The following is a 25,745-nucleotide window of genomic DNA, read 5'->3' as shown; positions in this document are numbered from 1 at the left end:
AACTAAAATGACTATATATACAAAACATATACTTACTACGCTGCTTTTTTTAGTGATGAGCGTGGGAGTCCAAGCACAAATCACATTTCCAGATGATGTAGATGATGAAGCTCCGGCTGCACCTATAGATGGATTTATAGTAATAGGCCTTGCTGCAGGAGCATATTTAGGATTAAAGAAACGCGTACAGTCAGAAAAATAATTATTTAGTGTCAATTCAAGGCGAAAGGAGCATTCTTATTAGAATGCTCTTTTTGTTTTTAAAGGTTATGCTTTCGCGAAAATTTGAATAGAAATACCCAGACCTCAACAACTTAAAATCTGTCAGTCAATAATATTTTTTCTATACTAAAAATCTAATATTGAGCAAACTACACTCTATCAAGAGAATCAAATCATCGACGAGATACACAATCAAATACAAGAATCATAAGTACAACATCATCTTTTTTCCTAGAAATATCGATGAAATACACAAAAATCAGCTCAATTACTCATTTTCAAGGGTTTTCCTATGATAAATCTAGTTTTTTTCATAATTTCGTAATCCCAACTCTCTATAAAATCTAACCCAACGGTTTTTGTAGCGAAAAATTCTATTAAATGAAAAAGCTTAGCCCCTTAAAAGCAGTTAACGCGTTAGCGTTTTTTGTAATACTGCAATTAGTTACAATTCAATTCTCTAGCGCCCAATATTGTAATTCATTTGGAAATGGGACTGATGGTTTTACCGCAGTTATTACGAGGGTAGCTATTAACACCATAGACAATTCAAGTCCTGTGGAGGATAATGCTTACACTAACAATACGGCAATTTCCACAAACCTAATTCTAGGATCCAATTACAACTTCATACTAGAAGGTAATTCTGATGGAAATTTTGCATACGGAACTCGTATGTGGATTGACTGGAATCAAGACGGAACATTTAATACTACAGATGAGCAATACGAGCCTGGTACTTTAGTAAACGCCGCATCACAACCTTCATCATTATCACCCCTCGCTATAAGCGTTCCAGTTGGAGCAACGCTAGGATCCACGAGAATGAGAGTTTCTATGAGGTTTGGGGTATTCCCAGCAGCTTGCGACACCAATTTTGATGGTGAAGTTGAAGATTATACAATTAATGTGACTTCCGCTACTCCACAACCAGAAATAGCAATTTTCGGATCAGGAACAGAAATTACAGATGGAGATACAACCCCAATCGTTGGAGATGGTACGGACTTTGGAACCATCACGGCTGGCTCAATACTGAATCGCACATACACTATTACAAATACTGGTACCGCAACTCTCAACCTTTCTGGAAGTATATTAGGGGGAGCTAGTCCTACTAGTTATTCTATCACATCACCTCCACCAGCAACCATTGTTGCAGGTGCTTCGGCAAACTTTACTATTACATACAATCCTACTTTAGGAGGCGTACATAATGCTACATTCAGTGTTACAAATAATGATAGTAATGAAAACCCTTATAATTTTAGTATTACAGGAACGGCTACTGGGCCACAACCAGAAATATCGTTAAATGGTATGGGTAACATCATAAACGATGGCGATACCACAACACTAGTTAGTAATGGAACTAATTTTGGGGCCAGCCTAGTAAATGGTACTATAAGCCGAACTTATACCATTGCAAATTCTGGAAGTGCAGACCTTAACCTCACAGGTGCTTCTCCCTATGCCATAATAACTGGAAGCCCTTACTTTACAGTAACGGCAATACCTTCTAGTACAATTATACCAGGAGGTGGTTCTACTTCTTTTGAAATCACTTACAACCCACTTGTTGTTGGTGACCATACTGCTACAGTTACTATAAATAATAATGATAGTGACGAAAACCCATTTACATTTATTATTGAAGGACAGTGCACACTTATAAATGCTCCTGAGATAGATATTTTTGGAAATAGCGTAGAAATTGCAGATGGAGATACTACACCAACTACTGGAGATGATACCGATTTTAGTAACGTTTTTTTAGGATCTTCAGACACTAATGATTTTACCATTAATAATACAGGTACTGCAGATTTAGTACTCAATGGTGCCTTTGTTGAAATCGTAGGAGGCAGCCCTGATTTTGCGATTACTTCTTTACCATCTGGCACAATAGCAGCTGGTAGTTCTAGTGTTTTTCAAGTAACATACACTCCAACGGGTGTAGGTACCCATACTGAAATTGTAAGAGTAAGATCTAATGATACTAATGAAGCTACCTATGATTTTACTGTTCGAGGCTCATCTACTATTGACCCCTCACCAAGTTATACCATCCATTATAATAATTTCGATGTTAGTGCAGAAGGCTGGACTGTTTCAAACCCAGGAGGAGCTTCCATTTGGACATATGGAGCAAACACCACCGAGCCAGGAACTGATGGAAATTATTTTTACACCAACAACTATAACGACTTCGCGTCAGGCAGTGATACTTATGCTATAAGCCCTGTTATAGATCTTACTGGTTTTACAGACCTTAGATTATACATTGATGTGAGATATAACCTCAATAATGATCCAGAAGATGGAATGAATATAGAATATTCAACAGATGGAGGGACTAATTGGATGGTGTTAGGAACTTCAGGTCTAGGAGCTGATAATAAATGGTACAACGATGCTAACGTTCTGGGTCTAGGAACTAACGTAAATGGATGGAGCGGTATTAATGATAGCAATTTTAATGCTGCTAAGTCGCAGTTTATGACATCATATCTAGATTTACCAATATCTCTAACTAATAACCCTCAAGCTCGCTTTAGAGTGAGGTTTTCAGATGACGGTGATACTACAAGGGATGATGGTGCAAACTTTGACAATTTTATAATTGTTGGAAATCCACAGATACCATTTGGAAATCCACCATCTGGCCCGGCAGATGTAACTTCAAACTTAAAACTTTGGTTAAAAAGTAATTCTGGAATAACAGCTACAGATGGAAATCAAGTAAATGTATGGTCTGACCAAGCACAAGATAATGATGCCACTGTAAGCAGTTTTGATACACCTATATATTTCAATAATAGTATTGAAAATATAAATCATAATCCTGTTCTTAGTTTTAATGAAGCAGGCAAGACTCAGCTTAAAGGTAAAGGAGGATTCTACTCTCAAGATTATTGGGTAGTATTAAAACAAAACGGCACTATAGATGGTACAACGTCAGGCGCATTTGAAGGTATTGTAGCTGGTAGAGCATCAAATAGACAATTCTCCGAAGATGGAACTGGATTTTGGACTGGTAAAATATCTATACGCTTCTCCGGTAATGATAATATGTTGAGTCACATGATTGGTTCTACACCAGCAAGCGCTAATGCAACTACACCAAATACATATGGACGTGCTTATTCAACTAATTCAGATAGTTATACTGATGAAGTAATTATTATAAATATTAAGAGAAATTCTAGTGGGAATGGATCAGAAATTTATAAGAATGGTATCCGAGTAGATAATGTTAGTGCATTTGCATATGACCAATCTACAAACACAGTTGGTAATGTGTTACCATATGATGACATTAACAACTCTATTTATGCCTTAGGAGTAAGTTTTGCTGGCTTAAACAGAACAGATATATCCTCTTGGTTTAATGGGAAGATAACAGAATTCATTAGCTACAACGCTCCAAATTCTTTACTTAACCAAAAGAAGATACAGTCATATCTCGCTCTAAAAAATGGAGTGACACTTCATCGTACGAACAGTACTACTGCCACGAGACAAGGTGATGAAAACTATGTTGATAGCGATGGCACAACTATATGGGATACAACCATAAATAATGGATTTACATATGACATTGCTGGTATAGGTAGAGATAATGCTGCTACCTTAAATCAAAAACAATCTACCTCAAGTAATCCCGGAGCTATTGTTACTATGGGACTTTCTGAAATTTACAACACTAACTCAGAAAATATAGCGACCAATACTAATACAATTAGTAATAAAAACTTTTTAATCTGGGGAAATAACAATGGGTCTTTTGCTGCCTCAGCTCCTATACAAGTTGATTTAAGTTCAGGTGTTACCGGATTAAACACAGTGGTAGATTTTACTTCAATACAGCGCACTTGGAAAGTAGTAGAAAAAGGATCTGTTGGAGTAGTTAAAATATCAGTCCCTGAAGCATCACTTTCAGCCACAATTACACCTCCAGGAAACTTTTTAATGTTCATTTCAGATACTCCTTCATTTAGTCCAACCTCAGAGTATCGAATCATGTATCCAAGTGGAGTAAACCTTGAAACAACTTATGATTTTGATGGAGAAAAATACATCACATTCGGTTACGCTCCAGAATACATTTATGAGCGCTCGATTTCTTTCAACGGTGTGGCTGATTACATGGATGCAGATGACGTTGCAGATCTCACGGGACCTTTCACCATGTCAACTTGGGTAAAAGCTGGTGCAAATGCAAATAATCGCGACATTATTTCAAAAAGCAACATCCCATATACAGAAGGGTATGCTCTTAGACTTACAAATGCAATGGTACCTCGCATCGTATGGAAAAATGCAGCAGGAACTACTGAGGCTCTAAATGCTTCGATTGCACTTCCACAAGATGAGTGGCATCACATTGCTGTAATATATGATGGAAATAGAGCTACATTCTACATTGACGGCATAGAAGATACCTCTGCCGTACGCAATAATCCTGTAAGCTCAAACAATCACTTTCTTATTGCTGCCTCAAATCATGAAAGTCCTACAAGATTCTTTGATGGAACTATTGATGAGGTAAGGGTATGGAGTCAAGCTTTATCGCAAGAACAACTACAATTCATCATGAATCAGGAAATAGAGAAATTTACAGATGATTCTGTAAATGGTAAAATCATCCCTCAAAATATCTCTAAAAATGAAGTAGCTACCATCCCTTGGGCAGACCTAGAGATGTATTTACCTATGAGTAAGTATACATTTACTAACGTAAAAGACGAGTCTGACAATAATTATGTAGCAGCCATAAAAAATCTGCAAACTGTAGATTTCCAAACGGCTCCCCTACCTTATGTTTCTACTGCAGATGGAGTTTGGGCAAATACAAATACATGGACTAATGGGGCTACACAAGCACTACCAGGAGCACCATCACTAGTTGATGGAACGCAAACCATTGATTGGAATATTGTTCAAACAGCTCACAATGTTTCTACGGCATCAAATAACACGGTTCTAGCACTTGATGTAAATACTGCCGAGTTAACTATAGGAAATGATAGTAAGATAGAAGTGTCTCACTATTTAAAATTAGACGGCGTGATGGATCTCGTAGGAGAGTCACAATTAATTCAGACAGAAAATAGTGACTTAGCAGCTACCAGTGCAGGGAGGTTAGAAAGAGACCAACAAGGAACTTCAGATACCTATTCATATAATATCTGGTCATCACCTGTAGGACCTATTAACATAACAGATATAAACCAAGCACACACTGTTGCCTCTATCATGAATGATGGCACAGATGAAAACAATCCACAATCATTAAATTTCAGTACTGGATTTAATGGAGCAAATACTTCACCTAAGACGGTGAGTGCTTATTGGCTATTTACCTATAGAAATAACCCTGCAGACACCTACAGTGCTTATGAACAAATAGGACCTTATGGATCGTTAGAAACAGGTGACGGCTTCACTATGAAAGGACCAGGTAGTGGCGGAATCACAGATCCTCAAAACTATGTATTTATAGGTAAGCCTAACAATGGTACAGATGCAGTATCTATTGACAAATTAATAAATGCAGGTAATGACTTCATGATGGGTAACCCTTTCCCTTCTGCTCTTGATGCAAATAAATTTATTAATGATAATCCACACTTAACTGGGACATTATCATTCTGGGAGCACTGGGGTGGAGGGAATCACTTCTTAGCAGACTATGAGGCAGGATATGCACTCTATACTTTAAGTGGAGGCACACCGGCAGTAAGTCACCCTGCTCAAAATACAAGCGGTGTAGGTACTAAAACTCCGACTCAATTTATAGCCGTAGGTCAAGGGTTCTTTGTAAGAGCAGCGGCTACTGGAACAACTAATTTTAATAATACACAGCGTGTCTTTGCAAAAGAAGCATCTTCTGGTTCGTTTTTCTTTAATGGTGAAACAACACAATCAGAAAATCCCCTTAACGCAGAGGATGATATTGTACAACATGAGGACCTAAGAGAAAAATTTAGAATAGGTTTTGATTCTCCTAGCGCTTATCACAGACAGCTCTTAATGACTATTGATGAGAATACAACTTTTGGATATGATAGAGCTTATGATGCCGTTATAGATAACCATCCACAAGAAGATATGATGTGGATGCTAGATGATGAGAAAGCCATAATTTTAGGAGTGCCTGCTATTGAGAATGACAGAAAGTTTCCTCTACGTATAGGATTACCTATGGATGGTGAAATCTCTATTGGTGTGGATGCTCTTGAAAATATAAATACAGAAAATACTACTGTTTATGTTTTTGACGCCTTACAAGACACCTACACAGATATCACTACAGATGAGAAATTCACCTTAACGCTAGAGGCTGGTACCTATTTAGAAAGATTTTATATCGTCTTTGAAAGAACAGCAGAAGCTGAAGAGGAGACGGAGGATACCACAGAAGACACTAACGAACAAGAAGAAAATAATCAAGATGTCGAAGTGGTAGAAGTAGAAATACTTGATGAAACTGAGGAGTCAGATAACTTAAGTGTTTACTTCAACAGCCAGTCTAATAATATTGTAATTAACAAAAGAGTAGATTATGACGTTAAGTCAGTACAGCTATTCACCATGCTAGGACAACTTATTAAAGAATGGACACCGGATACCGAAACTTCAAGAATAGAGTTACCGGTACAAGATGTAAGCACAGGTGCTTATATTCTAAAAATGCAAAAACCACAAACTACATATACTCAAAAATTAATTATTCACTAACATTGCCCCAAATCGCAACGTTGACAAAACCTCCTTCATTAAGGAGGTTTTTGTTTTTTATACGCTTTCGCGAAAGCGTACTACAACACTTTAAATTTTAAGAAAATACTAACATACTTCGCTGTAAGTTTAGTCAGCTTTGCATGACTTTAGATGATTAATAACCTAACCATATTATGAAATATACATTTCTTACTATAGCAGCAAGTGCACTGCTTACAATTACATCTTGCAAACAAGAAAACACAACTGCTACGCCTGCACCAGAAGTAGCTACTGTAAATGAGAACCTTGCAAAGGTTGAAACTTCATGGATCACCGAGCGTGTGGCTAAAACTAAAAAAAGACTAAATAGTACTGAGGCTGGAAAGATTGTATGGCAATCTATGGAAGCTCATGGTGGACTGCAACGATTTTTTGAAAACGGACCACTTTCCTTTCGTTTTGATTATGTTCCATTAGATGGAAGTACTCGTCGCTATACAGATGAGACACTAGACACGTGGAATAATAAAGCAGTACACTGGAATCCAGAAGATACTACGCAACGTTTTGGATGGGATGGAGAAAAAGCTTGGAAACAAGTAACAGACTCAACAGCATTTCCTTTTGACATGCGCTTCTGGGCACTTACTCCATATTACCTTGCAGGATCACCTTTTATCTTAGACGGTGAAGGAGTTAACCTTGAAAAACTAGAAGATAAAACGTTTAAGGATAATAATTATGACGTCGTTAAAATTACCTTTAGTGAAGGTACTGGAGACGCTCCAGATGATTATTATATTATCTACGTAGGTAAGGAAGACCATAAAGTTGCTGTTGTACGTTACATCGTGTCATACCCTAAATATTTCCCTAATGGCGGCGCTGCTCCAGAAAAACTTATGGAAGTTCAAGGAACAACTATCGTAAACGGTATTGAACTCCCTACAGGTTTCCATACGCACTGGTTAACAAAAAATGAAGAAGCTGGAGAGCATATTACTAATATTACGATAGACAACATCCGCTTTAATCCAGAGGTTGAAAAAAGCTATTTTGACATTCCTGAAGGCGCAACAATTATTGAATAATTACTTACGCTTTCGCGAAAGCGAACTTATAACTAAAGCCAACTCGTTACTGCGAGTTGGCTTTTTTCTTTAACATAAAACCAATTGATAATTGTTAAGAAACCTAACTTCTTGTTAAAGTGACCTCATCAAAAATCCAAATCACTTCCCCGTCCGTAAAACTACCTCAACTTGATATAGAACCTTGATTCAAAACATATGGACACTAACAACAACCTTCCAGAAGAATTAGCATCTACTGCTACCAAGAAACATTCAATTGCAAAAAAAATAGCTGTAAATCCATGGGGAACCACTGTTCTCATTACAACTTTCTTACTGCTAGTGATATCTGCATATATCGCATACATGCTGCGATATGATTTTTCACAACTTGATTTTGAACGTAAAAGCACCGTGTTTGGCTATGCATTTATGACGGTTGCATCAGTTTTTCTGGCCTATAAAAGTGCCTTCTTTTTATATACTCTCTATAATTATTTCCGTTACAAACCTGTAGCGTCTGTTACAGATGCAGAGTTGCCTACAGTAACTGTGATTGTACCTGCTTATAATGAAGGAAAACAAGTATATGCAACACTGCAAAGTCTTGCTGCTAGTGATTATCCCGTAGAAAAAATCCAACTACTATCTATAGATGATGGAAGTCAAGATGACACATGGCACTGGATGCAAGTGGCTAAAAAAGAATTAGGAAACCGTGTTTCTATATGCCAACAACCTAAAAACATGGGTAAACGTCACGCATTATATCGTGGTTTTCACGAAGGATCTGGTGAAGTTTTTATCACCGTAGACAGTGATTCTATTGTTACTCCAGACACGCTTCGTAATCTAGTAAGTCCATTTGTCAATAATGAAGATTGTGGTGCCGTAGCAGGTAACATTAGAGTATTAAATAATGAGAAAGCATTATTACCCAAAATGCTTGACGTAAGTTTTGTATTAAGTTTTGAGTTTGTACGATCTGCAGAGAGTAATCTTAACTCTGTATTATGTACTCCTGGCGCACTAGCTGCCTATAGAAGAGATGCAGTTTTTGCTTGTCTAGAAGAATGGATTGATCAAACCTTTATGGGAAAACCATCAGACATAGGTGAGGATCGTGCGATGACTAATATGATTCTTAGCCAAGGTAAGCACGTACTATTCCAAAAAAATGCTTACGCATATACTAATGTACCGGAAAACTATAAAGGACTTTATAAAATGTTCATTAGATGGGGACGAAGCAACGTGCGTGAGAATATTGCAATGGCAAAATATGTGTTTACAGACTTTAGAAAAGAATCAAAAGCAGGTACACGATTACTATTTATTAGTCAGTCACTAGAGATTATCATGACCTATCCTTTCCTCGCTTTTATGTTATTTTTCATAGCGACTCACCCGGTATTATTCTTAACATCTACGCTAGTAAGTATTTTGATATTATCAACGTTCCCTGCCCTATTTTATGGTAAAAAATACAATATCGCCGAGTCATTTTATGCATACTCATACAGTTTACTCTATACCTTTGGCTTGTTTTGGATTACTCCATACGCCATCGCAACAGCAGGTAAAAGTGGGTGGTTAACACGTAGTTTACCACAAGTAGCATAACTGCTCGACATACATAAGAAAAGCTCAAATTCGTGATATGAATTTGAGCTTTTTGATTTTATACGGTTTGATATGCTTTCGCGAAAATGTGATTACACTCAAACAAGCAGTTGAAATAACTCTGGTTTATCATTGAGATACTCACCATAAAATTTACGCGCACGCATTCTATCGAGAAGCGGCTGTAAATCTTTTGAAGATTTTATTTCAAGACCTACAATTGCGGGACCTTGTTCCCTACTCGTCTTTTTTGAATATTCAAAATAGGTGATATCATCTGTAGGTCCGAGTATCTCAGCCACAAACTCTTTTAAAGCTCCCGCTCGCTGCGGAAACTTCACAATAAAATAATGCTTTAATCCTTGATGTAACAAAGCACGCTCCTTAATTTCGGCGGTACGGGTGATGTCGTTGTTGCTTCCGCTTACGATACAAGCGATATTTTTACCTTTTATTTCTTCAGCAAATTGATCTAGTACGGCAAGCGTCATTGCGCCTGCAGGTTCTGCTACAATAGCATCTCTGTTATATAAATCGAGAATGGTTTGGCATATCTTACCTTCAGAAACGGTAACTACCCTATCTACAAACTGCTGAGCAATTGCAAAGTTGCGATCGCCTACTCGTTGTACTGCTGCACCATCAACAAATTTATCAATTTCATCTAGCGTAGTATTTTCCTTTTGAGAGAGCGAAGTGAGCATCGCAGGTGCTCCTGCAGGTTCTACTCCTATAATCTTCGTTTTAGGTGATAGGTGATGAAAAACACTAGACAATCCAGCTATCAATCCTCCCCCACCTACTGGAACAAAAACGTAATCTAGCGGCTGCTCAGACTGCGTTAAAATCTCTAAGCCTACAGTCGCCTGGCCCTCTATTATTTTTTCGTCATCAAAGGGATGTACAAACGTTTTCCCTTCTGTGGTGCAAACTTGGCTAGCTCGAGCAAAAGCATCATCAAAAGTATCACCTTCTAACACTACAGTAATCCACTCCCCACCAAACATTTCTACTTGCTCCACCTTTTGATTAGGTGTCGTAGAAGGCATAAAGATGGTGCCATGAATACTTAAACGCGAGCATGACAACGCTACACCCTGCGCATGATTGCCAGCACTAGCACATACGATACCTACTTCTTTTTGTTTATCTGTAAGAGTGCTTATCTTATTGTAAGCGCCGCGTATTTTGTAACTGCGAACTTGCTGTAAGTCTTCACGCTTCAAAAAAACTTCTGCATCAAACTTGGTTGAGTATGTAAAGCTGCGCATAAATGGTGTTTTTATGGCAACCTTCTTTACCCTATTTGCTGCATCAGTAATTGACTTTAACGTGGGAATAAATATTGTTGTTGCTACTGCCATTTACACATAGTATCCATACTTGTTATTTTGAAATTTATTACACCCTAATCTTTTACAGATTAATGATGCGCCTCTTCTGTTTAGGCTGTTTTTACTTTCTTCATTGCAACCATAGCTCTTCGTAGTGTAGCACCTATTTCCTCAACAGGATGATTGCGTATTGCATCGTTTACAGCAATTAATTCTTGATTATCTACATCATTTTCTTTCGCGAAAGCGGAACCTATAATATTTGTATCTACAGTCTTCATAAAGTCAGTTAACAAAGGCTTACAGGCATGATCAAATAAATAGCAACCGTACTCTGCTGTATCAGATATAATACGATTCATCTCAAAAAGCTTCTTTCTAGCAATCGTATTTGCAATAAGTGGCGTTTCATGTAGCGACTCATAATATGCACTTTCTTCTATAATTCCTGCAGCGGTCATGGTTTCAAAAGCGAGCTCCACTCCTGCTTTCACCATGGCTACCATGAGTACTCCGTGATCAAAATATTCTTGCTCCGTAATCTCTTCGGTAGTGATTTGTTGTTTTTCAAAAGCAGTTTCTCCAGTGGCAGCTCTCCATTTGTGAAGATTCTTATCATCTGCAGCCCAGTCTTCCATCATAGTTTTTGAAAAATGTCCAGAAATAATATCATCCATATGCTTTTCAAATAGCGGACGCATAATCTCTTTTAATTCCTCGGCTAGTTGGAAAGCTTTAATCTTAGACGGATTATTAAGACGATCCATCATCGTTGTAATTCCTCCGTGTTTTAAAGCTTCTGTGATGGTTTCCCAGCCATACTGGATTAATTTTCCAGCATATGCAGGATCAATCCCTTTCTCTACCATTTTATCAAAACAAAGGATTGAGCCCGTTTGTAGCACTCCACAAAGTATGGTTTGCTCACCCATAAGATCAGACTTTACCTCTGCCACAAAAGAAGACTCTAGAACACCTGCTCTGTGTCCTCCTGTCGCTGCTGCATAGGCTTTTGCCTGCGCTAGCCCCTTCCCTTCTGGATCATTATTAGGGTGTACTGCAATTAAGGTAGGTACTCCAAAACCTCTTTTATATTCTTCTCTCACCTCAGACCCTGGACACTTAGGTGCCACCATGATTACCGTGAGATCTTCACGTACTTGCATTCCTTCTTCTACAATATTAAAACCGTGAGAATAAGCGAGCGTAGCTCCCTTTTTCATTAATGGCATTACTGCTTTTACTACAGAGGTATGCTGCTTATCTGGCGTAAGATTCAACACTAAATCTGCAGTAGGAATAAGTTCTTCGTACGTCCCTACTGTAAATCCATTATCTGTTGCATTCTTAAAAGACTGACGCTTTTCTGTAATTGCACCTTCACGTAATGCATATGAAATATCACAACCGCTATCACGCATGTTAAGACCTTGATTAAGACCTTGCGCACCGCAACCTACAATCACAATCTTCTTGCCTTCTATAGCTGCTATTCCATCTTGAAATTCGCTAGCATCCATAAAACGGCATTTCCCTAGTTGTGCCAGTTGATCTCTAAGTGGCAATGTGTTGAAGTAGTTCATTCTAATTAATTTTCGGTAAAGACGGTGGTTAGAAATACGTCTTTATAATGATTAGTTATTGTTTTTAGACTCTGTATTTGAGGTGTTATGCTTTCGCGAAAGCGGCCTCCTGCTCATTCCTTATTTGTTGCAATAATGAAGAGATAGGCATCTCTGTCTTAGTAACTGCAATTCTACCCGAACGAGTAAACTGCATGATACCAAAGGGTTTTAACTCGCGGTGTACCAAATCAATTTCAGACCTGCGCCCTGACTTTTCTAGCACAAAGAAGTCTCTGTTTACAGTGACTATGCGTGCATGGCTATCTTTAATAATATTCTGAATTTGAGGCTCTTCAAAAAGCAACTCAGATTTGATTTTGAAAAGTGCACTTTCTGTAAAAATGGTCTCCTCATCGGTATGATAAAAAGCTTTGATAACCTCAACCTGGCGTTCTATCTGACCTTTGATTTTCTCCATTTGATGTTCTGTAATATTTACCACTAGCGTAAACTTAAAAACATCATCTATCTCACTCTCTGAGGCAGAAAGGCTCTCAATATTAATTTTACGACGTTGAAATATAGCAGAGATACGATTGAGTAGCCCAATGTTGTTCTCGCTGTATATTGTTACCGTGTATGTTGTTATTTGCTCACTCATATATGTTGAGTTTAAGTACTAATTATTTTATTGTAGCAAAACCGTTTAGGTGTTCTATATAATCAATGATATTCTTATGCTAAGCGTATATCTGATACTGATGCTCCTGTAGGAATCATAGGGAATACATTGTCCTCTTTTTCTACCATTACTTCTAGAAAGAAACTACTTTTTGAAGCAATCATACGTGTAATAGCATCTTCTAGTGTACTTCTGTCGGTCACTTTCTGAGCTTCAATATCGTAAGCCTCTGCTATCTTACAAAAGTTAGGGTTCTTCATTTCTGTGCTGGCATAACGCTTATCAAAAAACAGTTGCTGCCACTGGCGCACCATTCCTAAAAACTCATTATTGAGCACTACAATCTTTACTGCAGCTTCAGTTTGAAAAATAGTGCCCAGCTCTTGTATGGTCATCTGGTAACCACCATCACCTATAATCGCTACTACTTCGCGATCTGGTGCTCCCATCTTTGCTCCTATTGCTGCAGGAAGGGCAAAGCCCATCGTCCCTAGACCTCCAGAGGTGATGTTACTCTTAGATTTTTTGAAGTTTGCATAACGTATACCTACCATCTGGTGCTGGCCTACGTCTGTTACTATAATGGCGTCACCATTTGTTTTAGTATTGATAAGCTCGATTACTTCCCCCATGGTTAATCCTTCCTTTGTAGGGTGAATGTCGTTCTTTATGACTTTATCAAATTCTATGTTGTAATGATCTTTAAATTTTTGATGCCACGCAGTATGTTCTTTCTTTTCTATCAGCGGCAATATTCGTTCAAGCGTATCTTTAGAATTACCTAATACTGGTATGTCTGCTTTTACATTTTTATTAACCTCTGCTGGATCTATTTCAAAATGAATCACCTTAGCTTGCTTTGCATAGCTTTCAAGGTTGCCCGTCACTCGATCATCAAAACGCATCCCAATTGCAATTAATACATCACATTGGTTAGTAAGTACATTAGGCCCATAATTACCATGCATCCCCACCATACCCACATTAAGCGGATGGTCTGTAGGAATTGCAGATACTCCAAGGATTGTCCACGCAGCTGGGATTCCAGATTTTTCTACAAAGGCTTTAAAGGCCTCTTCTGCCTCACCAAGAATAACGCCTTGCCCCCATACAATCATGGGTTGTTTTGCATTATTAATAGCCTCTGCAGCTGCTTGTAATTGTTCTTCCTTTACTTCTGGTACGGGCACATAACTGCGTATGTGTTCGCATTTTTCATAAGAAAATTCAAATTCTTCAAACTGGGCATCCTTTGTTATATCAATTAATACAGGTCCTGGTCTTCCAGAACGCGCTATATAAAAAGCTTTTGCCAGTACTTCTGGTATTTCCTTAGCACTTGTAATTTGATGATTCCACTTTGTAACAGGTGTAGAAATCCCTATAATATCTGTCTCTTGAAAAGCATCACTACCTAATAGGTGTGAGCCTACTTGCCCAGTAATACAAACCATAGGTGTGCTATCTATCTGGGCATCTGCAATACCTGTTATTAGGTTTGTGGCTCCTGGTCCTGAAGTCGCAATAGCAACTCCTACTTTTCCAGTTGCCCTAGCAAACCCTTGTGCAGCATGCGTCGCACCTTGCTCATGACGTGTGAGTACGTGATGTATCTTATCTTGATGTATATGCAACTGATCGTAAAATGGCATGATCGCCCCTCCGGGATATCCATATATTAAATCTGCTCCCTCTGCCAGTAAACAGTGAATTAATGCCTCGCTACCGCTCATCGTGGTAGTTGTCTTTGCTGGATTATGTATGGTTTTTGTCTCCATATACAGGTATTTATGTGGCATTATTTTTAAACGTGCCCTTGTTTATTATCTTCTTAAAGCTGTAAACTCTTTCAGTGTCCTTTGTACAATACAAAAGGAAAAACTCGCAGGTAATTCCTTGTTATTATCTTAAAACTCATCAGTAACACAGCCCTCACTTGCAGAGGAAACCATTCTTGCATATTTGTAGAGCGATCCTCTTTGTACTTTAAGTGGAGGAGCAATCCAGTTTGCTTCACGGCTTGCAAGTTCTTCCTCGCTTATTTCCATATTTATAGTGTTCTTTTCTGCATCAATTACAATGATGTCTCCATCATTTATGAGCGCAATACCACCACCTGTCTGTGCTTCTGGAGTAATATGTCCCACTACAAAACCATGTGTTCCACCAGAAAAGCGTCCATCGGTAATAAGTGCTACGTCTTTACCAAGTCCTGCGCCCATGATTGCTGCTGTAGGTTTTAGCATTTCTGGCATTCCTGGACCACCTTGCGGCCCTTCATATCGTATTACTACAACATCTCCTTTCTTCACCTTACCTGCACCTATTCCTGCGTTTGCCTCATACTCACCATTAAATACACGCGCGCTTCCGCGAAAATGTAACCCTTCCTTGCCAGTGATCTTTGCAACCGAACCTTCGCTTGCTATATTTCCATACAGTATACGGATGTGCCCTGTAGCCTTGATAGGATTCTCTACGGTATGAATTACATCTTGATGTGCTTTTAGATGATCTACCTCTGCTAGGTTTTCTGCAATAGTTTTACCTGTTACCGTCATGCAGTCTCCATGAAGCATCCCTTGATCGAGCATATATTTTAACACTCCAGGAACACCACCTACGTTGTGAAGGTCTTCCATTAAGTATTTTCCAGAAGGTTTTAAATCTGCTAGAAATGGAGTCGTATCGCTTATTTTTTGAAAATCTTCTAATTTAAAATCGATTTGTGCTGCTTTCGCGATTGCAAGAAAATGCAATACTGCATTTGTAGATCCGCCTAAAACAGTTACTAATTTTACTGCGTTTTCTAATGACTTACGCGTCACAATATCTGAGGGCTTAATATCTTTTTCTATCAAGTTTCTCAAAGCAGCTCCTACTCTAGCGCATTCTGCTGTTTTATTTGGAGAAACTGCTGGGTTTGAACTTGTATATGGCAAGCTCATTCCTAAGGCTTCTATAGCAGAAGCCATTGTATTTGCAGTATACATACCGCCACATGCTCCAGCTCCAGGACATGCTTTTTTTACTACTGTCTTAAATTCTTTCTCACTTATGGTTCCTGCTACTTTCTCTCCCCAAGCTTCAAAGGCAGATACCACATCTAGCTTCTTATCTTCATGACAGCCCGGTGCGATAGTTCCTCCATAAACAAGTATGGATGGTCTATCTAAGCGTAGCTGTGCCATTAAAGCTCCAGGCATATTTTTATCACATCCCACAACTGTAATAAGCGCGTCATAAGACATCGCTTGCACCACCGTTTCCATAGAGTCGGCTATAATATCACGAGAAGGTAGAGAATATCGCATACCAGGAGTTCCCATCGATATACCATCACTTACACCTATTGTATTGTAAATCAAACCTACTAAATCAGATGTCTGTACACCCTTTTTAATATCGACAGCTAGCTTATTTAAATGCATATTACATGGATTACCTTCGTAACCTGTACTAGCAATACCTACAAGTGGTTTTTTAAAATCTTCGTCTGTGAGGCCTATTGCGTGAAGCATAGCCTGAGCTGCTGGTTGCGTAGGGTCTTGAGTGACCGCTTTGCTGTATTTATTAAGTTCCTTCAAAAGTATAGTGTGTTTGGAATTGATAAAATTATTATTCTAATATCAACTAGGGAGTTTATAATAATAAAGCTGCCGATAACCAACTTAGCATATATACACTTAAAGCACTGAATTACAAATACTTAATTAAATTAAAAACATACTTCTACAAGAATGTACCGACTTATTTAATAGAGAAACAGCGTTATATAATTCATACTTAACAAATTAAAAAGAACTCAATACTTCACCTTTTAAGTTAATAGCAATATCCTTAGGCAATACTTTATATTAAATCTTTCAGAAAATCACCAAGGCTCCCTTAATAAGTCCCTATTTTTGGTAAAAACACACTGCCGTGACTATTCCTCAACTACTAGAGACACAAAGAGATTATTTTGCAACTGGACAAACTAAGAGTATTGCTTTTAGAAAAGATTGTTTGGTACGCTTTCGCGAAAGCATAAAAAACCACGAGCAGGATATCATCAATGCCCTCACTGCCGATTTTAAAAAACCAGCTTTTGAAAGTGTTGCTACAGAGATTAGTATTGTCATGATGGAACTTAATAAAGCCATCAAAGAAATCTGGAAATGGCAAATGCCAAAAAAGGTTTCTTCCTCGCTTTTAAATTTCCCGTCCAGTGATAAAATCATATATGAACCTTATGGCACTACGCTCGTAATTTCACCATGGAATTACCCTTTCCAGCTTGCCGTAGGACCAATAGTGGGCGCAATAGCAGCTGGTAATACCGTTGTGTTAAAACCTAGCGAACTCACTCCTAAAACGTCAGAACTGTTAGCTAAGATCATTGCCGAAGTTTTTGATAATGGCCATGTAGCAGTTATTCAAGGAGCTAAGGAGGTTGCGCAAGAATTACTAGCACAACGATGGGATTATATATTCTTTACAGGAAGCGTTCCCGTGGGTAAAATAGTATACAAAGCAGCTGCAGAGCATCTCACTCCGGTAACTCTTGAGCTGGGAGGAAAAAGCCCTTGCATCGTTGATCAATCTGCCAAAATACAACTAGCAGCAAAGCGAATTGTGTGGGGTAAATTTGTAAATGCTGGACAGACGTGTATCGCTCCAGATTATATCCTCGTGCATACTTCTGTAAAAGATAAGTTGCTCACCGCACTAGATGTGGAAATCACAAATGCTTATGGTGCAGATCCTGCAACATCTCCAGATTTTGCAAGAATCATTAGTAAGAAAAACTTTGATAGACTTTCAGGTATGCTTGAAAATGCCACGGTATTTAAAGGTGGAAATACTGATAAAGATGCACTTTACATTGCCCCTACGGTGCTTGATAATGTTACTCTAAAAGATAAAGCTATGCAGGATGAAATTTTTGGCCCAATTCTTCCTGTACTCACTTATGAAAACAAAGAGAACATCTCAAGAATTATAAATTCTATGGAGAAACCACTGAGCGCTTACGTTTTTTCCGAAAAGCGATCTTTTAAAAAATGGTTTAATGATAGCTTTTCTTTTGGTGGAGGTGCTATGAATGATACGCTTGTTCATTTTGTAAATGATAAGTTACCATTTGGCGGAGTAGGCCACTCAGGAATAGGAAGCTATCATGGCAAGAAATCTTTTTACACCTTTAGTCATGCAAAGGCAATTGTAAGTCGTGGTACATGGATAGATGTACCCATGCGTTATGCTCCTTACAAAGGAAAAATAGGTGTGCTCAAGAAGTTTATGAACTGGTTGTAGTATTTTACCTATAACAATAAAATAAGGGCATTTACCCCTACTAGAATAATCACTTCCCTAGTACTTTTACGTATGTTCAATTTTCCCCCCACAATAATTTTCTTATGGGAAGACCAACAAAAACCGAACGTTTAAAAGAAGCCAGACCAATTATTATGCAATCAACCCTAATTTTTTGCAAACTGAATTTACAAAAAATCTATGCCCGCAGTCGTCGCCTTGAACTTACTCACTGGAATGAAGATCAAGACTATGCAGATTACATCAACAATCTGTGGACAACAATGATGAAGCACGATGCTATCAAAAAAGATGCTTTAAAACTTGACGAAATGTTAGGCACAGGTGATGTGGTGCAATTACTAAGTGATATTGTCATGGAGCATAGAAAATCAAGTAACGTTCAATAAAAACTGACTACCCTGTTGCATTTGCGCCAGTTTATTAAGATCACTGTCTACTACTTGTAACACTCGAGGATAACCTCCTGTAGTCTGACAGTCATTCATTAAAATAATTAATTTTCCAGAAGGTGTGAGCTGCACTGTTCCTGGTATAACGGGACTTGTATATATACTTTTTAGCGCGTTTGGTAATATCTCAACAAGTTGTATTGCCATCCTGTTCCATAGATTTGAAACCGTAAATACATGATTTCTTAATTGTTGTTGCTGGTTATAAGTGAGCTTTGAAAACTCAGGCCCCGTATACACATTAATAGTAACTATAGATGAATTAACTACCCCAGATTGTGATTGCATCTTGAGATGTGCATTTTTTGACGCACCATATCTCGAGATACCCAAAGGTAGCTCCATCCCTACGCTGAGCTTTCCTTGTGGTGTGAGTGGGTAATACCAGCTTTTACTACCCAGTATATTTTGAGAATCTAGTCCTCCTGCAAATGCCAGATAGCTTCTAGATCCTCCGCTTATTTTAGACATTTTTAATACTTGTTTGGCTTTCGCCAAAACAGGAACGCCTTCCATTACCTGAGCCCCATCTAGCGTAGCTCCTGCATTGCTACCAGTAATTACAAAGTTGACATCATGATTGAATACTATAGTAGGTCCCAATAAAGTACACTCTAGCATTGCTGCACCAGGTGTATTATTGAGAATAGCATTTGCAATCATAAAAGCATGTTTATCCATAGCACCACTTTGTGGAACTCCTAGATGCGCGTAACATTCCCTACCATTGTCTTGGACAGTTGTATAAAATCCTGGGTGCAGTATGGAAATAGAAGGTTTCATAAATTATTAGACGTTGCTATCTTCTCAAAATCAGCCTCATTAATGGCATAAAATTTAATCACATCACCTGCCTTAAATAGGCTGGGTTTTGCTTTTGTAGCGTCAAATAGCGAAATAGGAGTTCTCCCAATGACATGCCAGCCACCAGGACTATCTTGAGGATAAATACCAGTTTGAGTTCCTCCTATAGCTACGCTTCCCTTTGCTATTGATTGCGATGGAACAGATTTTCTATCAAGATGTAATCTTGCATCGAGATTTTCTAAATATGGGAAACCCGGAAGAAATCCTAAAAAGTAGATAGGATACTCTATACTCGTATGAATCTCTATAATCTCAGGTATTGTGCATTTTACTTGGGATGCATATTCTTCTAAATCTGGAGCATACGTGCTACTATAACAAACAGGGATTTGATGTACGACGCTATTATAATCATCGTTAGACACTAGAACATTAAGCGCTGCTGATACCTTATTAATTAAAGATGCTATGTTCGTACTTGCAGAAATACAATCTTTAACTAGCAACTCATTATAAGTGTGCACTACCTCAGCATTAAGCAGCTTTGATAAATCAGCTTTTTTAATGAGCAACCAATTCAAAAGATCTTTAGACGGAGCACTATCTATTTGAATTAACAAAGAATAGTCTCCTAACCTACTAATATGAAAATCATACTGGCGCATCACCTTATTAAAATATTCTCTTGAGCAAAAGCCTGGTGAATTTCTTTTACAATCTGTAATGCATTTTCTGTATCGCCGTGAACGCAAAGTGTATCTACGTCAAAAGGAAGTGTAAGATTGTTTATTGTTTTTAGTTGGCGCTGCTTTACCATTCGTAATACGTGAGGTAAGACTGCATTATGAGATGTTAATACCGCTTCTGGTAAACTACGAGATACTAGTGAGTAATCATCATTATAATTTCTATCTGCAAAACCTTCTATGCTTATAGCTAGTTTTGAAACAGCTAGCGATGCGATTACAGAATTATGAGGTACGTAGAGCACAAGACGGTCATCTATCTCAAGTATGGTATCTATAATGAGATGAGCTATTTCTTCATTTTTGGCAGCTTCGTTATATAACGCACCATGTGGTTTTACGTGATGTACGTATTGTCCACTTTTTGCTGCTAAACTAATAAGAAGTTTAATTTGAGAAGTTATTGACTCTTTTAAAAGTTCATGAGAAATAGTCATTGCCTCACGACCAAAATTCTTGCGATCTGGGTAACTAGGATGAGCACCAATTTTCACATTAGATATTTTCGCGAAAGCGAGAACTTCCAGCATCGTTGCAATATCTCCTGCATGACCACCGCAAGCGATGTTACAAGAGCTCAAATATGGCATTAACTGAGCCTCGTTCCCTACACCTTCACCTACATCGCTGTTGAGATCTATATGCATCATAATAGTCCAAATACTTTTAAGATAGTGCGCGCACCTAGTACAAAAACGATTAACCAAATAAAGATTGAAATTCCATTTTGGAGTGATGAGTTTACATAATTACCTAGTACCTCACGTTTATTTACTATCCAGATTAAATAACCTGCAATTATGGGTAATAACACACCATTTGCTACTTGTGCAAACTGAATAATCTCTACGGGGCTGTACCCTATAGACGAAAAAATGATACCGAGTATAAGTATTGTAAGCCAGACTGTTCTAAACTTCACAGATTTGAGATCTCGTTCCCAACCTAAACAACCTTGCACAACATATGCTGCTGCAAGAGGTGCTGTGATAGCAGAGGTTAAACCTGCCGCTCCTAATCCTAGCCCAATAAAATACCGCGCATAATCTCCAAAAAGTGGTTCTAAACTCTGAGCAAGGTCGGCTGCATTTTTTATCTCGCTTCCTTGTATGGCTGCTGCACAAATGATGATCGCCATACTAACCAAACCTCCTAAAATCACTGCAACAATAGTGTCACGACGTGCAGCTGGTAAATCTGATTCATTACGCCACTTCTCACTAACTAATGAGGCATGTAAAAATAAATTATAAGGAACTACCGTAGTACCTACCAGTGCAACTATGGTGAGTAAGCTACCATCTGGAAAAGAGGGAATAAAACTACCTTTTAAAACAGCTAGTATATCTGGCTTTGTCACAAATGCCGTCGTTACAAAAGCTATACTCATGATAATAACAAGTGTGACCAGTATGCGCTCTAGCACTTTATAATTTCCAATAAATAGGATGATGCTAGCGAGGATTCCTAGCACTAAAGACCAACTATTAATATCCAAAGTACCTAAGCTTAATGAGCTCGAAAAACCGAGTGCTTCTATACCTAGAACACCTCCGCTTATATTACCTGCCTCATATGCTGCATTGCCTATCGCTATAGCGCTAAGCATTAAGATAACTGCAAAAGTTCGTGTAATTTTATTTGATAATGAATCTCTTATAACGCCAGATAGTCCTTTACCAGATACAAGACCTATGCGAGCTGCCATTTCTTGTAACACTATGGTAGCTATAATGGATAATACCATAGCCCATAGGAGTGTAAATCCATAGGTAGCTCCTGTAATTGTACATACAGTGACTGTTCCCGGACCTATAAAGGCGGCAGCTACTAGTACACCAGGACCTGATAATTTGAATTTATTATTCATCTATTGCACTCAATATATTATGATTATCAATATGATAACCACAAAGTACGGAGAACACCTGATATAATAACCTACGGTAATTTATTTTTAAAAAGTACACTAAAGATAGACCCCTCGCCTTTTACACTAGAAACACTTATCTCATCACCCATGTCTTCTATTTGATTTTTGGTCATAAATAAGCCTAACCCTTTTGCATCTTCATTGCGGTGAAATGTTTTATAAAGCCCAAATAGTTTACCTCCATTTGCATTGAGATCAAGACCTAATCCATTATCCTCTACAGATAATAATAGATCGTTTATGGATATCATCTCTGCATTAATAGTAACGATAGACTGCCTATTATTATCACTATACTTAACCGCATTTGATATTAGGTTAAACAAAATACTTTCTAAATATGCAGCATTGTAAGTAATCTGGATATCATTAGGAATATCACATAACACAATAACATCCTTCTCAGTTATTTGAGCTTGAAGTGTATTGATTGTTTTATCTATATATTCTCTCAAGAGAATAAGTTTAGGCTTGTCTGACAAGTTTCTATTTGAAGAAGCTATATCATTAAGATTACTAATGGTACCACTTAAACCGTCTGAGATATCATTGAGATAAGGAGCTAGTTCTTTCTTCTCTTCTGGACTCTCGGCATCATCTATGAGCTGTAGAATACTTTTTAGATTTCCTGCATGTGTTCTCAAATTATGAGATACGATGAGTGCAAAGTTTTTGAGACGTCCATTATGGCTCTCTATAAGTCTGTTTTTACTTACAACACCTTCTTCAAACTCCTTCATCGCGGTAATATCAACATGAGTTCCTATCATGCGAGATGGTTTTCCTTTCTCATCCCACTCAACAGCTTTGCCTTTATCTTGAATCCATTTATAAGTACCACTTGAAGAAAATATACGGTGCTGTCCAGAGTAGTATTTTGTACGCCCCTCAAAGTATGCATTCATATCATCAAAATACATTTGCTTGTCATCTGGGTGAACTTTATCTGTCCATGTACTATCACTAAGCAAAAGTCTGTCTCTAGGAATCTCTAAGAATTCTAATGACTTATCTGAATAGTAAACTTCGTCATTTTCAATATCCCAATCCCAAACTCCTATTTCTGATCCTTCGAGAGCAAACTCAAATCGATCTTTAACTTTGAGCAGTTCTAACTGAGTATTTTTCATCTCAGTTATATCTGTTGCATAGCCATGCCAGCTTATTACATTCTCAGAAAGCTTTTCTGGTGTTGCATGTATTTTTACCCATCCGTGAGCCCCTGATGGTAAAAGAAATCTAAATTGCTGAATCCAAGGATTAGAGGTTTGCATAGATTCATAAATAGCGTCTAGAACTAATTTTCTATCATCTACATATATCAAATCAGATATTACATGTGCATTGTCTTGAAGGTATTCTAGGGTAAGTCCGTATAGTGATTCTGCATTTTGTGTGATAAAAGGAAACGAATATGTTTTAGAAATCTTATCAAACTGGATTTTAAAGAAAAACCCTTCAACTTGTTCCAAGAATTTCTTTAAACTATTCAGGCTTACTGCATCTTGAGCGGTCTGGTCTAGAGATTTTTTTTGTGATATCATAGTAAGGGGGTGCTATCATGTTATTCAAAGATATTATTAAAAAAAAACGGACACTCTTACTGTTATCACAAAATAAAATTTTTGAATATATTATCGACTAAATACATCATTTAATCGATAAAGTGTAAATATACGCAATTTATGAATTAACTTATTATGAAAATATTAACCTAACCAACCATCTCGATCTAAGCTTCTATATTGTATTGCCTCAGATATATGAGTGCCTGTCACGATCTCAGCACCTTCAAGATCTGCTATGGTTCTTGACACTTTCAAAATACGATCATAAGCCCTGGCAGATAGATTTAAACGTTCCATCGCAATTTTTAATAGCTCTTTTGAAGCTTCGTCAAGTGCACAATATTTTCTTATTTGCTTCACATTCATCTGAGCGTTATAGTTGGTTTTTACGCTTTCGCGAAAGCGTTCTACCTGCAATTCTCTCGCTGCTGTAACACGTTTGCGTATATCAACACTTGACTCTGCCTTCGTCTCATCACTAAGCTTTTCAAAAGGTACAGGAGTCACTTCTATATGAATATCAATACGATCTAAAAGTGGCCCTGATATTTTACTTAAATAGCGCTGCATCTCTGCTGGACTGCTCGTAACCGGAGCGTTAGGATCATTAAAATAGCCTCCAGGACTAGGATTCATACTCGCTACGAGCATAAAACTAGAAGGATAAGTAACCGTAAATCGCGCTCTGGATATAGTAACTTCTCTATCTTCGAGAGGCTGTCTCATCACTTCTAAAACAGAACGCTTAAACTCAGGTAATTCATCTAGGAATAAAACACCATTATGAGATAAAGATATCTCACCAGGTTGAGGGTAAGCACCACCACCCACAAGAGCCACATCACTTATAGTATGATGCGGACTTCTAAAAGGTCGCTCAGACATAAGACCTTGATGCTCCTTAACTCGCCCTACTACAGAATGAATTTTAGTGGTTTCAAGCGCTTCTCTAAGGGACATAGGAGGTAAAATACTAGGTAATCTTTTACTAAGCATGGTTTTACCAGATCCTGGTGGCCCTATAAGTATGATATTATGACCTCCTGCTGCCGCAATTTCCATACAGCGCTTAATAGATTCTTGACCTTTTACATCTGCAAAATCAAACTCCGGATGCTCTAGGTTTTTATAAAACTCTGCTCTAGTATCTATAACGGTAGCTTCAAGAGGTGTTCCTTTATCAAAAAAAGCAATTACTTCACTTATGTTTTCTACACCATATACATCAAGTCCGTCTACAATTGCTGCTTCTTTTGCATTTTGGGCTGGTAGAATAAAGCCTTTATACCCTTCTTCGCGTGCTTTTATTGCAATAGGCAAAGCTCCCTTAATAGGCTGTAGACCTCCATCGAGAGAAAGTTCTCCCATAAGGATATACTTCTCTACCTCATCTCCTTCAATTTGTTCGGTGGCGATAAGTATACCTGTAGCAAGAGGTAAATCATATGCAGATCCTTCTTTGCGTAAGTCTGCCGGAGACATATTAAGAATAAGTTTCTTCCCTGGTATTTTATAACCATTGTTTTGTAATGCTGCTGCAATACGATAACTGCTTTCCTTAATTGCATTATCCGGTAGCCCTACTAAGTGGTAGCCTACTCCCTTATCTACATTTACCTCTATTGTAATTGTAGTAGCATCTACCCCAAAAACAGCACTTCCATAAACCTTAGTTAGCATCTAATCAATTGT

The 25,745-nt window shown here is 38.0% G+C and carries 17 protein-coding genes; 6 read left to right on the top strand and 11 right to left on the bottom strand.

The features are described from left to right. Nucleotides 1-7 precede the first annotated feature (7 nt). From ACJJVW_RS11405 to ACJJVW_RS11390, 4 genes are all read left to right on the top strand, one after another. Nucleotides 8-202, top strand: a complete 195-nt coding sequence (locus ACJJVW_RS11405) for a PID-CTERM protein-sorting domain-containing protein (protein WP_298326137.1) — start codon at nt 8-10, stop codon at nt 200-202. A gap of 401 nt (nt 203-603) precedes the next feature. Then, nucleotides 604-6,966, top strand: a complete 6,363-nt coding sequence (locus tag ACJJVW_RS11400; protein WP_405251972.1) for a choice-of-anchor D domain-containing protein — start codon at nt 604-606, stop codon at nt 6,964-6,966. Between the two features lie 176 nt (nt 6,967-7,142). Continuing rightward, entirely contained in the window at nt 7,143-8,042 is a 900-nt protein-coding gene (locus tag ACJJVW_RS11395) for a DUF6503 family protein (protein WP_405251970.1), read from the top strand. 198 nt (nt 8,043-8,240) lie between these two features. Beyond that, on the top strand, nt 8,241-9,647 hold the full coding sequence (locus ACJJVW_RS11390; RefSeq protein ID WP_405251968.1) for a glycosyltransferase: 1,407 nt from the start codon (nt 8,241-8,243) through the stop codon (nt 9,645-9,647). 98 nt (nt 9,648-9,745) lie between these two features. On the opposite strand, the gene ilvA is transcribed toward ACJJVW_RS11390, so the two are convergent. The 5 genes from ilvA to ilvD form a co-directional block, all read right to left on the bottom strand. Further along, nucleotides 9,746-11,011 carry a threonine ammonia-lyase gene (gene ilvA / locus ACJJVW_RS11385; protein ID WP_405251966.1) on the bottom strand — a complete coding sequence of 422 codons (1,266 nt, stop codon included), beginning with the start codon at nt 11,009-11,011 and terminating at the stop codon, nt 9,746-9,748. 80 nt (nt 11,012-11,091) lie between these two features. After that, nucleotides 11,092-12,564, bottom strand: coding sequence for a ketol-acid reductoisomerase (gene ilvC / locus ACJJVW_RS11380; protein WP_405251964.1), 1,473 nt, complete (start codon nt 12,562-12,564; stop codon nt 11,092-11,094). Nucleotides 12,565-12,649: 85 nt separating this feature from the next. Further along, on the bottom strand, nt 12,650-13,207 hold the full coding sequence (gene ilvN / locus ACJJVW_RS11375; protein ID WP_108878204.1) for an acetolactate synthase small subunit: 558 nt from the start codon (nt 13,205-13,207) through the stop codon (nt 12,650-12,652). Between the two features lie 74 nt (nt 13,208-13,281). Then, nucleotides 13,282-15,006 carry a biosynthetic-type acetolactate synthase large subunit gene (ilvB, locus tag ACJJVW_RS11370; RefSeq protein WP_405251961.1) on the bottom strand — a complete coding sequence of 575 codons (1,725 nt, stop codon included), beginning with the start codon at nt 15,004-15,006 and terminating at the stop codon, nt 13,282-13,284. Between the two features lie 129 nt (nt 15,007-15,135). Beyond that, the gene (gene ilvD / locus ACJJVW_RS11365; protein ID WP_405251959.1) at nt 15,136-16,815 is read right to left on the bottom strand and encodes a dihydroxy-acid dehydratase; all 1,680 of its coding nucleotides are present in this window, start codon (nt 16,813-16,815) and stop codon (nt 15,136-15,138) included. A gap of 337 nt (nt 16,816-17,152) precedes the next feature. On the opposite strand from ilvD, the gene ACJJVW_RS11360 reads away from it, so the two are divergent. After that, nucleotides 17,153-18,526 (top strand): aldehyde dehydrogenase, encoded by a 1,374-nt coding sequence (locus ACJJVW_RS11360; RefSeq protein ID WP_405251957.1) that lies wholly within the window; start codon nt 17,153-17,155, stop codon nt 18,524-18,526. A 155-nt stretch (nt 18,527-18,681) separates the two neighbouring features. Continuing rightward, nucleotides 18,682-18,936, top strand: a complete 255-nt coding sequence (locus tag ACJJVW_RS11355) for a hypothetical protein (protein WP_298326168.1) — start codon at nt 18,682-18,684, stop codon at nt 18,934-18,936. Here ACJJVW_RS11355 and ACJJVW_RS11350 read toward each other — a convergent pair. The 6 genes from ACJJVW_RS11350 to ACJJVW_RS11325 all read right to left on the bottom strand — a co-directional run bounded on the left by ACJJVW_RS11350 (nt 18,919) and on the right by ACJJVW_RS11325 (nt 25,733). After that, nucleotides 18,919-19,782: a biotin-dependent carboxyltransferase family protein gene (locus ACJJVW_RS11350; protein ID WP_405251955.1), complete on the bottom strand. Its 864-nt coding sequence runs from the start codon at nt 19,780-19,782 to the stop codon at nt 18,919-18,921. The two genes, ACJJVW_RS11355 and ACJJVW_RS11350, sit on opposite strands and share 18 nt — an antisense overlap. After that, nucleotides 19,779-20,471: a 5-oxoprolinase subunit PxpB gene (pxpB, locus tag ACJJVW_RS11345; RefSeq protein WP_405251953.1), complete on the bottom strand. Its 693-nt coding sequence runs from the start codon at nt 20,469-20,471 to the stop codon at nt 19,779-19,781. The genes ACJJVW_RS11350 and pxpB overlap by 4 nt, the downstream gene beginning before the upstream one ends. Further along, nucleotides 20,471-21,202: a 5-oxoprolinase subunit PxpA gene (gene pxpA, locus ACJJVW_RS11340; protein WP_405251951.1), complete on the bottom strand. Its 732-nt coding sequence runs from the start codon at nt 21,200-21,202 to the stop codon at nt 20,471-20,473. The genes pxpB and pxpA overlap by 1 nt, the downstream gene beginning before the upstream one ends. Next, a complete protein-coding gene (locus ACJJVW_RS11335) occupies nt 21,199-22,422 on the bottom strand; it encodes an Nramp family divalent metal transporter (RefSeq protein WP_405251949.1) in 1,224 nt (407 codons plus the stop codon). Before ACJJVW_RS11335 ends, pxpA begins: the two co-directional genes overlap by 4 nt. 71 nt (nt 22,423-22,493) lie before the next feature. Next, the gene (locus ACJJVW_RS11330; protein WP_405251947.1) at nt 22,494-24,029 is read right to left on the bottom strand and encodes a PAS domain-containing sensor histidine kinase; all 1,536 of its coding nucleotides are present in this window, start codon (nt 24,027-24,029) and stop codon (nt 22,494-22,496) included. A 165-nt stretch (nt 24,030-24,194) separates the two neighbouring features. Continuing rightward, nucleotides 24,195-25,733 (bottom strand): YifB family Mg chelatase-like AAA ATPase, encoded by a 1,539-nt coding sequence (locus ACJJVW_RS11325; protein WP_405251945.1) that lies wholly within the window; start codon nt 25,731-25,733, stop codon nt 24,195-24,197. Nucleotides 25,734-25,745 lie beyond the last annotated feature (12 nt).

Source organism: Dokdonia sp. Asnod3-C12 (assembly GCF_045063975.1).
Lineage (GTDB): Bacteria > Bacteroidota > Bacteroidia > Flavobacteriales > Flavobacteriaceae > Dokdonia.
Note: the sequence above shows the minus strand (reverse complement) of the source record. Positions and strands in the feature narration are given on the sequence as shown.